At 44.4% G+C, this 12,328-nt stretch carries 10 protein-coding genes; 5 read left to right on the top strand and 5 right to left on the bottom strand.

The window, feature by feature from the left end:
• Nucleotides 1-684 carry a TrkA family potassium uptake protein gene (locus DTQ70_RS01375; RefSeq protein WP_122929143.1) on the bottom strand — a complete coding sequence of 228 codons (684 nt, stop codon included), beginning with the start codon at nt 682-684 and terminating at the stop codon, nt 1-3.
• Between the two features lie 6 nt (nt 685-690).
• Nucleotides 691-2,493, bottom strand: coding sequence for a TrkH family potassium uptake protein (locus DTQ70_RS01370; RefSeq protein ID WP_122929142.1), 1,803 nt, complete (start codon nt 2,491-2,493; stop codon nt 691-693).
• Nucleotides 2,494-2,675: 182 nt separating this feature from the next.
• Here DTQ70_RS01370 and DTQ70_RS01365 point away from each other — a divergent pair, with 182 nt between their 5' ends.
• From DTQ70_RS01365 to DTQ70_RS01355, 3 genes are read left to right on the top strand one after another with little or no spacing between them, the layout of a single operon-like run.
• The gene (locus DTQ70_RS01365; protein ID WP_122929141.1) at nt 2,676-5,726 is read left to right on the top strand and encodes a glycoside hydrolase family 3 N-terminal domain-containing protein; all 3,051 of its coding nucleotides are present in this window, start codon (nt 2,676-2,678) and stop codon (nt 5,724-5,726) included.
• 27 nt (nt 5,727-5,753) lie between these two features.
• The gene (locus tag DTQ70_RS01360; protein ID WP_122929140.1) at nt 5,754-6,035 is read left to right on the top strand and encodes a nucleotidyltransferase family protein; all 282 of its coding nucleotides are present in this window, start codon (nt 5,754-5,756) and stop codon (nt 6,033-6,035) included.
• Nucleotides 6,032-6,379 (top strand): DUF86 domain-containing protein, encoded by a 348-nt coding sequence (locus tag DTQ70_RS01355; RefSeq protein WP_122929139.1) that lies wholly within the window; start codon nt 6,032-6,034, stop codon nt 6,377-6,379. Before DTQ70_RS01360 ends, DTQ70_RS01355 begins: the two co-directional genes overlap by 4 nt.
• 9 nt (nt 6,380-6,388) lie before the next feature.
• Here the strand turns inward: DTQ70_RS01355 and DTQ70_RS01350 are convergent, their stop codons facing one another.
• The 3 genes from DTQ70_RS01350 to sufC form a co-directional block, all read right to left on the bottom strand.
• Nucleotides 6,389-7,327, bottom strand: coding sequence for a D-2-hydroxyacid dehydrogenase (locus DTQ70_RS01350; protein ID WP_122934229.1), 939 nt, complete (start codon nt 7,325-7,327; stop codon nt 6,389-6,391).
• Between the two features lie 150 nt (nt 7,328-7,477).
• Nucleotides 7,478-8,797, bottom strand: coding sequence for a Fe-S cluster assembly protein SufD (gene sufD / locus DTQ70_RS01345; protein ID WP_122929138.1), 1,320 nt, complete (start codon nt 8,795-8,797; stop codon nt 7,478-7,480).
• A gap of 73 nt (nt 8,798-8,870) precedes the next feature.
• Nucleotides 8,871-9,629, bottom strand: a complete 759-nt coding sequence (gene sufC / locus DTQ70_RS01340; RefSeq protein WP_028527244.1) for a Fe-S cluster assembly ATPase SufC — start codon at nt 9,627-9,629, stop codon at nt 8,871-8,873.
• A 314-nt stretch (nt 9,630-9,943) separates the two neighbouring features.
• Between sufC and DTQ70_RS01335 the strand changes: the two genes are divergently transcribed.
• A complete protein-coding gene (locus DTQ70_RS01335; protein ID WP_122929137.1) occupies nt 9,944-11,224 on the top strand; it encodes a TolC family protein in 1,281 nt (426 codons plus the stop codon).
• Nucleotides 11,225-11,243: 19 nt separating this feature from the next.
• On the top strand, nt 11,244-12,326 hold the full coding sequence (locus tag DTQ70_RS01330) for an efflux RND transporter periplasmic adaptor subunit (RefSeq protein WP_122929136.1): 1,083 nt from the start codon (nt 11,244-11,246) through the stop codon (nt 12,324-12,326).
• The last annotated feature ends 2 nt before the right edge of the window (nt 12,327-12,328 follow it).

Here is a 12,328-nt window from a genome sequence, read left to right as displayed (position 1 = left end):
TCAGCGATTTAAAATTTTCTTCAACTCCTTCACATTCCCGATAATAATCAGGCGATCTCCTGGCCTCAGTTCGGTTTCGGCATCAATATCTAGGTTGAGTTTTTTAATTTTTCGGGTATTTCCCCAGAGGCTTTTTTCATTTTTAACCTGCACGTACGCTACTACTTTTAGCTCTTTGGCCTGCGCCAGCTCCGTTTCGGATAATTTTTGGTAATAAAACTTTTGGGGAATCGACAATTCCATCATCGACGAATTATCACAAATCTGCACGGAGTTATCGACCAAAGGCAGAGTTAACTTTTTGGCAACTCGTTCGGCGGCGTCTTCTTCGGGAAAAAGAATTTCGTCCACGCCCAAGGCTTCAATCACCGTTCGATGCACATCGTTGAAAGCTCTACCGATGAGCTTTTTCACATTTTGTTGTTTCAGCAACGCCGTAATCAGTACCGAAGCCGCAAAGTCTTCCCCAATCGCCACCACTACCACGTCCATTTCTTTCAGGGGAACAGTGTGAAGGTTGGTTGCGTCGGTACAATCCATACAAACGGTATGCGTAATTCTATTTTTGAGGGATTCGACTTTATTGAGGCTAATATCGGCCCCAATCACCTCGTGCCCCATGTCGGTAAGCCGAATGCTGAGGGTAGAGCCAAAATTTCCAAGACCTACTACAAAAAACTTCATGATTTTCTAGTTTATAAAAACGTTTTCGTTGGGGTACTGATACTTCATCGCTTTGGTTCTTCGGAAAAATGCCATGAGTAGCGTAAATGTCCCAATTCTTCCAATAAACATAAGGAGAATCAGCACTATTTTAGTTTCTTCCCCAAAAAACGGGGTAAGATTCAGGCTCAAACCAGCCGTACTGAAAGCGGAAAAGCACTCAAATGCGACCCCAATAAGCGGTTTTTCTGGCTCTAAAACGGTGATAACCAAAATAGCTGGCCCTATGATTAGCAACGAGAGTGTCATCACCGCAAATGCCCTTCGTACTGACTCCGTCGGAATTCGACGTCTAAACATTTCTACATGTTCTTTCCCTTGAGCTAAACTAAATACATTTAGCAACGCCACCGCAAAAGTAGTTGTCTTGATACCGCCACCTGTTGAGCCAGGAGATGCCCCAATCCACATTAGTAACAACAACACTAACACCGTTGCTGGCGAGATTTGTCCCATATCGAAGGAGGCAAACCCTGCCGTTCGAGGCGTCACTGCCGCAAAGACTGACGTAGTGAGTTTATCAAAAAAACTATTTTGTAACAGCAGTATCCCTCTGGCTTCACTCCACCAAAAAGACAAGGTTCCAAAGCCAATCAATGCCACTGTCATAAACAAAACCAAACGGGTATTAATACTAAGCAAGCGCGATAAATGATGTATTTTTTCTTTGTAACGAAACAAATAATACAACTGACGAAGGTAATGTTTCAAGAATAAATAAAGGTCATCAATTATGCTAAACCCAATTCCTCCAAACACAACGAGCACAATAATAATCCACTGAAAACCAGCACTATTTCGCAAAAAATCATTTAAGAGACCATTGGGAACGGTAGAAAAACCTGCATTACAAAATGCCGAAACACTATGAAACAAAGCAAAGCGAAATCGCTGCCCATTGGTAAGAAAAAGGGCATTATCGTCGAGCATAAAGTAGATAAAAATAGCTCCAACCAACTCAATACCCAGCGTAATTAAAATAATTTTCAGCAAAGTCCTAAAGACATCCCCAATACGGTCGGAAGTGGCAATATCTTTTAGAAACAACTGATTTTCAATCGAAAAACCACCTTGGTAAAGATACCCAAAGAAACTGGTAAATGACAGCATCCCCAACCCACCCAGTTGAATCAATAGTAGCAATATAATCTTACCCAAACGGGTAAATTCTACAGCCACATCCACCGTCGATAGCCCCGTCACGCATACTGCACTTACCGACGTAAACAGCGCATCAACAAAGCTAAGGCCATGAACCGTAGCCCGAGGCAGCATAAGTAACCCCGCCCCTACCAATGCCAACAATAAGAAGCTAAGGATGAATGAAAGCGCGGGATTGAAGCGTTGGGAGTAAAGCGAAAGGACTTTACGTGAAACGTCAAAAAGCAACAAAAATCCACAAATAGCCAAGCTGCCCACGTTCATCCACGAATGCGGTGCAAAGGCATGTTTGAGGTGATTAAATTTATAACCACAAACAAATAACAGCACGATAATCAAGAGCAGCCGCAACGCGTTGCTCAGGTTACTTTTACTCGGGAACAGCAACGTACGAAGGATAAAAGCAACCGTAAAAGTGCTCAGAAAAAGCAAATAGACACTCGAAAAAAAAACGGGCTTAGAGACATGCCGAAATCCCAGGTCATAGGCCATTACAACGGCTGTAACAAGCCCCACGTAAAAAGAAAATTGCTCAAAAAAATTATGCAATGAATGGAGCAACTTTATCTTAAAACGCTGATAGCGGTGGTAAAGACGACGTAAAGCCATTGAATCCCAAATAGGTTGTAAAACGATTTTAAAGAACCGAATTAGTTACATTTTGGTGAGACTATCAAACTTACCCCCGTTTTTTATCTTCCTATGCTCCTCCTTATTCCCCCGTCCCAAGGTTATTTCACCCGTTTTTTCGGCCTTTTCTATACCTTTGCTAAAAAATACGCACTTCACACATGAAACGCCTGCTGTTCCTATTCTTTCTTGCTTTTTTATTGGTAAAAACCAGTTTCGCGCAACAAACTACCCCACCCTTTCTCCAAAACCCCAATCAACGTTGGGTTGACTCGGTATTCAATAGCCTTACCGCCGACGAACGCATTGCACAACTCATCATGGTCGCGGCGCACGGATACCCCAACAACCCAAGCCGTGTGATTATTGATACGACTTTTACCAACCCGCGTGTGGTAGCAAAGTATATTAGAGATTACAAAGTAGGGGGAGTAATCTTCTTCCAAGGTGGGCCAGTTCAGCAAGCACAGTTGACGAACTATTATCAGTCGATTTCGAAAGTACCGTTGTTGGTCGCTATGGACTCGGAGTGGGGACTCGCCATGCGCCTCGACAGTTCGGTACGTTTTCCATACCAAATGACGATGGGGGCGATTCAGGGCAACGACGAGCTGATTTATAAAATGGGAAAACTCCTCGCCGCCCAAAAACGCCGCTTGGGAGTACACATCAATTTTGCACCTTCGGTCGATGTCAATAACAACGCCAACAACCCTGTCATTAACTTCCGTTCGTTTGGCGAAAACCCACAGAAAGTTTACGAAAAAAGCTACGCCTACATGAAGGGAATGCAAGACGGAGGCATTTTGAGTTCGCTCAAGCACTTTCCTGGACACGGCGATACGGGCGTGGACTCACACTACGACCTGCCCGTTATTCCTCATAACCGCGCCCGCCTCGACTCGGTGGAGCTATATCCATTTCGTAAATTGATTGAACAAGGTGCCGACGGAATCATGATGGCACACTTGGCCATTCCAGTATTAGATACGGCCAAAAACGTACCTTCTACGCTTTCAAAACCCATCGTAACAGGGTTGCTCCGCGACCAACTCAAGTTCAACGGCCTGATTTATTCGGACGCCATGAACATGAAAGGGCTTACGAAGTATTTTCCGAACGGCTTAGGCGATGCCAAAGGATTGGAAGCAGGCATGGATGTGCTGGAATTTAGCCCCAATGTCCCTGCGGCCATTGCGGAAATCAAAAAAGCCGTGGCCGAAGGACGTATTTCTCAAGCGGAAATTGACGCACGGGTAAAAAAAGTATTGGCCGCAAAAGCATGGGTAGGACTCGACAAGTTTACCCCCATTAAAACCCAAAACCTGATTGAAGACATCAACGATAAACAATCAGAACTTATCAATCGCCAATTGACCGAAAATTCCCTGACCGTCCTCAAAAACAACGATAACGTCCTCCCTATCAAAGATTTAGACAAAGTAAGTATTGCTTCTATTTCATTGACCGACGCACCCGCCATTACCACCGTTACGAAAGATGGGGTCATTGCCCTTGGTACGCGCAACGAAACGGCTTTTACGGGAGAATTGACCACGTTCCAAAAAACGCTGTCGCTTTATACCAACATCGACCATTACGTTATTCACCCAAAAACGCCTGACAGCATTCAAGGTAGCATTCGGGCGGCGCTCAAAAGCTACGACATTGTACTGGTAGGGGCGCATTTGAACAACATTCGCCCAGGTACCAACTACGGCATTACGCCCACCACCGCAGCTTGGGTAAAAGAACTTGCGGCCAACGGCAATTCGGTCATCACGGTATTTGGAAATGTCTATGCACTCAACAAACTGCAAGACATTGGCAAGTCCAAAGGTTTGGTAATGGCCTATCAGTTGACGCCATTTACGGAAGAATTGTCGGCCCAATTGATATTCGGCGCTATTCCTGCCAAAGGAAAACTTCCCGTATCGGTCAATACCCAATTTCCGTACGGAGCAGGTATCGAAACGCCTGCCATCGGTCGGCTAAAATACACCATTCCAGAGGAAGTGGGCTTGGATAGCAAGTGGCTTTCTTTCAAAATTGACTCCATTGCCAACAATGCCATCGCGTTGAAGGCGGCGCCGAGTATGGTGGTACAATTGGCCAAAGACGGCAAAGTATTTTATCGGAAAAGTTACAGCCCCCCAACCCCCAATGGGGGAGAATTAGTAGCTCCCCCATTGGGGGTTGGGGGGCTATATGATTTTGCTTCTGTTACCAAAATTGCTGCCTCTACCCTTGCATTGGCCAAATTGCACAGCGAAGGTAAGTTCAACTTGGACGGGACAATGAAAGATTACTTACCGTTCTTGAAAAAATCGAACAAAGCTGATTTGGTTTGGCGACAAGTGCTTACCCACCAAGCTGGGCTAAAAGCGTTTATAAACTTCTGGCGCGATTGCCGCAAGCCAAATGGCAAATGGAAGCCTCGGACGTTCCGCTGGGGTAAAGAAGCCCACGGCGCTTATACGGTACAGATTACGGACAGCCTTTGGTTACATAAAAAATACCATAATAAGCTGTTTGCCTCGCTCAAAAACTCAGCCCTCAACGAGAAAAAAGAGTACGTGTATTCCGACTTGTCGTTTATGCTTTATCCGCAAGTGGTGAAGAACCTCACGGGAGTCGAATTTGAGGATTATTTGAAGTCGAATGTTTATCAGAAAATCGGTGCCAGTAGCCTTACATTCAACCCACTTCGCTTCAACAAACTAAGTCAAATTGCTCCGACGGAACGGGATACATTTTTCCGCCAAACGCTGGTTCACGGGCGCGTACACGACGAAGCAGCCGCCATGTTGAATGGCGTAAGTGGTCACGCAGGCTTGTTTGGCAATGCCAATGATTTGATGAAAGTAACACAGTTGTTCCTCCAAAAAGGCAGCTACGGTGGCGAATCGTTCATTTCAGAAAAAACAATGGATGAATTTACGCGCTATCAATTCCCAGAATCACGCCGAGGAATTGGTTTTGACAAGCCTAGCCGCGTTTACAACGGCAATGCGCCCAAAAGCGCCAGTCCGCAAAGCTACGGGCATACAGGTTTCACAGGCATTATGATTTGGAACGACCCTGCTTACAACCTCAATTACGTATTTTTGTCAAACCGCGTTTATCCAACGCGTGACAACAACAAACTATCCTCCCTCAACGTCCGTACGGCCATCATGCAAGTAGTGTATGATGGATTAGGAATAAAGTAAAGTTGATATATTTGTAAAAAATACCACATGTTACAAGCATCTCAAAAACAGCAAATTTTACACTATTTACGTCCTTTTCACCCGACGTTAGTAGGAGTTTTTGGCTCTTATGCTCGTAACGAACAGCGTCCTGATAGCGATCTTGATATTTTGGTAAAATTTGCCCAACCAGTTAATTTACTAGATATTATTGGGCTTGAAATGGACCTTTCGGATGCCCTTGGTATCAAAGTAGATTTGGTAACAGAGCCTTCCCTGTTACCAAATCTACGGCCTTACATCGAAAAAGATTTACTTTTACTATTATGAGTAAATCTCCTTTAATTTATGTGGGTCATATCTTGACCTGTATCAACTCCATTCTTGATTATACAACAGGCATGGATAGTGACGCCTTTTTAAGAAATAAACTTGTTCAAGATGCAGTGCTAAGAAACTTCGAAGTCATTGGCGAAGCTACTAAACAAATTGATGATTTCTTTAGAGTCAAATATCCTCATGTTCCTTGGCGACGAATGGCAGGCCTGCGCGACAAATTAATTCACGACTACATGGGTGTTGACCTTTGGGCTGTCTGGCAAGTAATTATGGACATTCTTCCTCAGCAAAAAATAGACATAGAGGCTATTTTACGAGCAGAAGCAGCCCCCTAACCACATCCCTTATTTTCCTTCCAAATACCTCTGAATATTCTCGGCAACCTTATCCATAAGACGAATTCTAGCTTCGATACTCGACCAAGCTATGTGAGGGGCGAGCAGCAGTTTTTCGGGGTTTTTAAGTTGTAAATAAGGATGGCTCGCAGGGATCGGTTCCTGTGTAAATACATCAATGGCTGCCCCCGCAATCAAATCATCATCGAGTGCTCGTACCAAATCTGCTTCATTTACAATGCCACCCCGACTTGTATTGAGCAACAAAGCCGTAGGCTTCATTTGGGCTATACGCTCATAGGTAAGTAAGTTATCGGTATGTTCGTTGAGCGGTGCATGTACCGAAAGCACATCGCACGTCGCCAAAAATTCATCCAACGAAAGGGAAGCATACGGTACATCATACGTTTGCCCAGACGCTGAATAGTACACGACTTCACAACCAAACGCGGCTGCAATCTGCGCGACTTGACGGCCAATTTCTCCCAGCCCCAAAATTCCAAAACGTTTCCCTCGCAGCTCCCAATAAGGCCGACCAAGGTGCGTAAACATTCGTTCTTTAGAATATTCCCCCGATTTAACATACGCATCGTAGTAAGCCGTCGAGTTGAGCAATGCCAACAACAACGCCATGGTTTCTTGTGCCACACTGTCGGTCGAGTACCCTTTTACGTTCTTTATTTGTATCCCCAACTCCTTGGCGGCAACCAAATCCACGTTGTTCATTCCCGTAGCCGCCACACAAATCAGCTTCAACGAGGGCGAGTTTTCCATCGATTGACGAACTACTTTAACTTTGTTAGTAATCACAACTTCGGCCCCCTCTATTCGCGAGGCAACTTCGTCGAGTTGGGTATCAGGGTAAAAAACAACTTCTCCTAATTCAGACAGTTTAACAAGGTTAGGAATTTCTCCTAACGTGCGAGCATCTAAAAAAACGATTTTCACGGGGATATAGCTTGAAGGATTAACGTATGGTGGCCTCGAATGGCCATTTATTAAAGCAAAAAACAGGCTCAAAATAACCCTGTTACCTAACAAAAAATCCCTGCTTTGTGGCAGGGATTTTCTCAAATTAGTTTTTTATCAATACCTTGACTACTGCGCCAATTTCTCAGCGATCAGTCCTTCGAGGTATTCTTTGATAGCTCCAATTTTGATTTGGCTAATCACATCTTCGCAGAAAGCATACATCAGCAACGTCTGTGCTTCTGCTTTAGGAATCCCGCGTGAGCGCATGTAAAACAACGCTTCGTCGTTAAGTTTCCCCGTTGTCGTTCCGTGCGAACACTTTACGTCATCGTTAAAAATTTCCAACTGTGGCTTGGTATTCATGATAGCCTCGTCGGAAAGCACCACGTTACGGCACGATTGGTACGCGTTGGTTTTGCTGGCCCCATCACGCACAAAAATCTTCCCGTTGAAGACACCCGTTGATTTATCTTTTAAAATCCCTTTGTACAACTCATTGCTGTACGAGTTTGGCTTTGCATGATCAACAAGTGTGTGATTATCTACGTGCTGTTTTCCGTTCGGGAAGTACAAACCGTACATAAACGCCTCACAATTTTGGCCATCCAACACAATGTTAAGGTTGTTTCTGACAAACCCACCATTGATGGTTACCGTTACGGCGTAGAAATGGCTATTTTGCTTTTGGCATACTTGAGTAGTACCAATATGATACGACTTTTCGGTATCGTTTTGTACTTTGTAGTATTGAACATTGGCATTTTCTTCCACCACAATTTCGGTCACGGTATTTGTAAATGCCCCATTCTCACCCATCGTACGGAACGCTTCGGCGATTTTCACTTCGGCATTTTTACCAACCACCACCAAGTTACGAGGCTGTGAAGCTACGTTAATGCTACGGGCATCGGTAATAAAACGCAAGATAATGGGTTGTTCTACTACTTTTCCCGCAGGCACGTTGATGACAACGCCATCGTGGGCAAAAGCGGTATTAAGGGCCGTAAAAGCTTCGTTTTGGTAATTGGCGTATTGGGCAAAATACGTTTCCAACAAAGTCGGATTTTCTTTTACCGCTTGGCCAAAGTTCAAAATTTGCAGTTGGCTTTCAGGCGAAACAATGTTCGACAGTTCCGCATTATAAATGCCGTTGATAAAGTACAAAACGTTTCCTTCCAAATTAGGGATTGAAAGGGCAGCAAGTTCATTTTCCCCGAACTCCGTTTTGACGCCAAAGTCAAACGCCTGCTTTACTAAATTGCTGACGTTGCTATATTTCCACTCCTCGTGCTTGATAGTTGGGAAGCCCAATGTCTCAAAGTTTTGCATTGCCGCCCGACGCGTCTGATGCACCGCCGATTTGGTTTCGCCATTAAGACGTCCTTCGGTCGCTTGAAAATTGGCAACGAGTTGTTCTTTTAAATCGTTATTGAGGGTATTGCTCATTAGTGTTTTTGTAAAATTGTCAACTGTTAATTAGCTAAATCAATAACCAATCAACCATTAACTAGTAACTCATTTACATCGTTGCCGCTACTTCTGCCTTGATCCAGTCGTATCCTTTTTCTTCCAACTCAAGCGCCAATTCTTTAGGGCCTGATTTTACGATACGGCCTTTGTACAATACGTGTACGTAATCAGGCACAATGTAGTCGAGCAAACGCTGGTAGTGCGTCACTACGATAACTGCGTTTTCTGGCGAGCGCAACTTGTTTACCCCTTCGGCCACGATACGAAGCGCGTCGATATCCAATCCTGAATCTGTCTCGTCCAAAATCGCTAATTTTGGCTCCAACATCGCCATTTGGAAAATCTCATTGCGTTTTTTCTCACCACCCGAAAAACCTTCGTTCAACGAACGCTTCAACAATGAGTCGTCGATGTTTACCAATTTGGCTTTTTCACGCATCAATTTCAAAAACTGTGCTGCATCCAATGACTCTTCTCCGCGCGATTTGCGGATTTCGTTAAGCGCAGTTTTGAGAAAGTTGATAGTCGTTACCCCTGGAATTTCTACAGGATATTGAAACGCTAAGAAAATACCCGCAGCCGCTCTTTCTTCGGGCGACATTTCAAGCAAATCTTCTCCGTCAAAATCAACGCTACCGCCTGTTACTTCATATTCTTCTCGCCCCGCCAAAACCGAGGCCAAAGTACTTTTACCAGAGCCGTTTGGCCCCATTATCGCATGGACTTCGCCAGCTTTGATTTCCAAATTGATTCCTTTCAAAATCGCCTTGTCGTCAACCGACGCTTGTAAATCCGTGATTGTAAGCATAATACGTGTTTGTTATCTAGGTAAGGACGAGAATAATTCTCGTAATACATCCGAAAAAGTCTGCAAAATTACAACAAAGAGTCCATAAACCCTTGTGTTTGAGTAACAATTCTAATGAAGGAAAAGTTGGTCTCCCTGCTAAAATGTTTCCCTATATCTTACAAAATCAAGGCGATGCCTGGATTTAGAATCTACACAGAGCAACTTTAACTTGCTTTTAATACGACTTTAAAATGGCTTTAATACCCCTCTAGCACTTTTGGAGCGTTAAATCAACAGCCTACGTCTAATTACTCATTCATTATAATCTAGCCATGCGTATTGTTCCATTGCTTTTTGCCATCACGATGGTGACTTTAAGCGCACGCCCCGTTCACGCCCAATCCGACTCGTTGCAACTTTCTTTGCCCCAAGCCGAGCAACAGTTTATCCAAAAAAACTTTGTGTTGTTGGCTCAAAAATACAACGTCAACGTAGCCGAAGCGGCCAAAGAACAAGCCAAGCTTTGGTACAACCCCAATTTGTTTGTAGAAACCAATCTCTACAACGGATATAGCAACAAACTTCTCCCCTACGGCCGTAACGATGATTTGTACAACCCAACGGGCGGTGTCGTCAATGTTCAAGTGCAACAAATCGTCAGTTTGGTAAAACTCAGAAGTAAGCTCGTTCAGCTGGCCGAAACCAACATTTCTCTTCAACAATCTGCCTTTCAAGACTTGATGCGAAACGTTCGATTTCAGTTGGCGCAGTCATTTGGCAACTTGGCCGCCAACCAACAAAAACTAACCATGCTCCAACTACAAGGCCAACAACTTGCCTCGCTTTTAGAAGCATTTCGGGCGCAATTGAAACTCGGGGTCATTGCTCCTTATGAAGTAACGCGTCTTGAATTGGAACAAAAAAATTGGGAAAGTGACCTTACCGATTTGCAAGCCCAAATCAGTCAAGATGAAGCGACGTTGCGAACATTGTTGTCCATCAATGGTTCAACGTATATTATTCCCGTTAATGAAGCTTCTACGCCTAAAGCTGCGGGTTCGTTGAACGATTTGGTCAGCCAAGCCCTTACATTACGCCCCGATTTACAACTTGCCGACCAACAAATCACCTATAACCAACAAAACCTCACCTACCAAAAAGCCCTCGCCACGCCTAACCTTACTTTAGGTGCCGATTACCAACATGTCGGTGGGCCTTTCCCAAATTATGTAGGTGTGCAAGCATTGATTGACTTACCTGTCCGCAATAAGAACCAAGGCAATATTCAAGCCGCACGCTGGAGCATCGACCAAGCGAAGGAAGGACGCAACGCCGTGGGGATTCAGGTAGAGCAAGAAGTTGTAAATGCCTACCAACAATACAGCCAAGCCACGCAATTACAAGCCAAAATCACTCCCGAATACCTCCAAAGTATCCAAGATATTTCTAAAAATGCCACCGAAGACTACACCCGTCGGGTGATTGATTTGGTGAGTTTTATTGACAAAATTAGGGCCTATAAAGACGCACAATTGATGCTCATCGACAGTGCTAATCGCCTGTACCAGGCCCAACAACAACTTAACTACGTCACCAACGCGAAGGTGTTTTAACTCTCAATTCTGCCATCCAATGAAAACCAAGTTACTATTGTGGGTACTCTGCCTACCCGCTATCGTTCTCGTCTCGTGCCAAAGCGAACAAAAAAACGAAGAGCCTAAGACCAAAGATATGGGTTCGGCGTTTCGCACCGATACGGTTCAACTTCGTAATTACGAACAAGAACTACAGTTTACGGGCCAAGTCTCATTTGACCAAAAACAAGTGGACCGCGTCTATCCGATGGTGAGCGGTAATGTGCTAGATGTCAATGCTGAATTGGGGGCTTTTGTCAAAAAAGGGCAAGTATTGGCCAAACTTCAAAGCGCCGATGTCAGCCAGTTTGTAAAGGATTATAACACCGCCAAATCGAACTACGACATTGCCAAACGCAACGCCGATAACGTAGAGCAACTCTATAAAACCAAGTTTTCGTCAGAAAATGACTTGGTCAATGCCCGTAAACAACTCGAAATCGCCTCATCGGAATTGGAACGTTCGAGCCAAGTGTTGAAAATGTACGGTGGTACTTCGGCCAATAGCCAGCCTATTTTTACCGTTTCGGCGCCTGTGAGTGGCTATATTGTGGAACGCAACATTAATCCCAATATGCAAATTCGCCCCGACAACGGAAATAGCCTTTTTACGATTTCTAATCTTTCGGACGTGTGGGTGCTTATCAACATTTATGAGTCCGACATTCAGGCCGTCAAAGTGGGTCAGGAGGTAAATATCAGCACGCTTGCTTATCCCGACCGCGTGTTTCAAGGCCGTATTGATAACATTAGTCAAGTCATCGACAACGACAGCAAGGTGCTTCAAGCGCGCGTAGTGCTTCAAAACCCAGGAGGTTTGCTCAAACCCGATATGTTTTGTACGGTAAAACTCCACATCGAAAAACCCGAAAAACTGTTGGCGGTCAACCCCAAATCGGTCATTTTTAGCGAAGATCGTTATTTTGTCATTCTCGACAAAGGCAAGGGAAATTATAAATCAGTTCCCGTAGAAGTCATTAAAAGTACCTCCAAATACAGCTACATCAAAGCTAATCTCCGCGACGGCGACCAAGTCGTGACCGAAGGTGCGCTTTTGTTATTCAATGAATTAACCGACTAAGT

It is taken from the genome of Runella sp. SP2, assembly GCF_003711225.1.
Lineage (GTDB): Bacteria > Bacteroidota > Bacteroidia > Cytophagales > Spirosomataceae > Runella.
Note: the sequence above shows the minus strand (reverse complement) of the source record. Positions and strands in the feature narration are given on the sequence as shown.

Bases quoted from the DNA above. Each gene is read 5' to 3' on its own strand.
- DTQ70_RS01330 (WP_122929136.1), top strand. From the start codon at position 11,244: ATGAAAACCAAGTTACTATTGTGGGTACTCTGCCTACCCGCTATCGTT.
- DTQ70_RS01370 (WP_122929142.1), bottom strand. From the start codon at position 2,493: ATGGCTTTACGTCGTCTTTACCACCGCTATCAGCGTTTTAAGATAAAG.
- sufD (WP_122929138.1), bottom strand. From the start codon at position 8,797: ATGAGCAATACCCTCAATAACGATTTAAAAGAACAACTCGTTGCCAAT.
- DTQ70_RS01355 (WP_122929139.1), top strand. From the start codon at position 6,032: ATGAGTAAATCTCCTTTAATTTATGTGGGTCATATCTTGACCTGTATC.
- DTQ70_RS01375 (WP_122929143.1), bottom strand. From the start codon at position 684: ATGAAGTTTTTTGTAGTAGGTCTTGGAAATTTTGGCTCTACCCTCAGC.
- DTQ70_RS01365 (WP_122929141.1), top strand. From the start codon at position 2,676: ATGAAACGCCTGCTGTTCCTATTCTTTCTTGCTTTTTTATTGGTAAAA.
- DTQ70_RS01360 (WP_122929140.1), top strand. From the start codon at position 5,754: ATGTTACAAGCATCTCAAAAACAGCAAATTTTACACTATTTACGTCCT.
- DTQ70_RS01335 (WP_122929137.1), top strand. From the start codon at position 9,944: ATGCGTATTGTTCCATTGCTTTTTGCCATCACGATGGTGACTTTAAGC.
- sufC (WP_028527244.1), bottom strand. From the start codon at position 9,629: ATGCTTACAATCACGGATTTACAAGCGTCGGTTGACGACAAGGCGATT.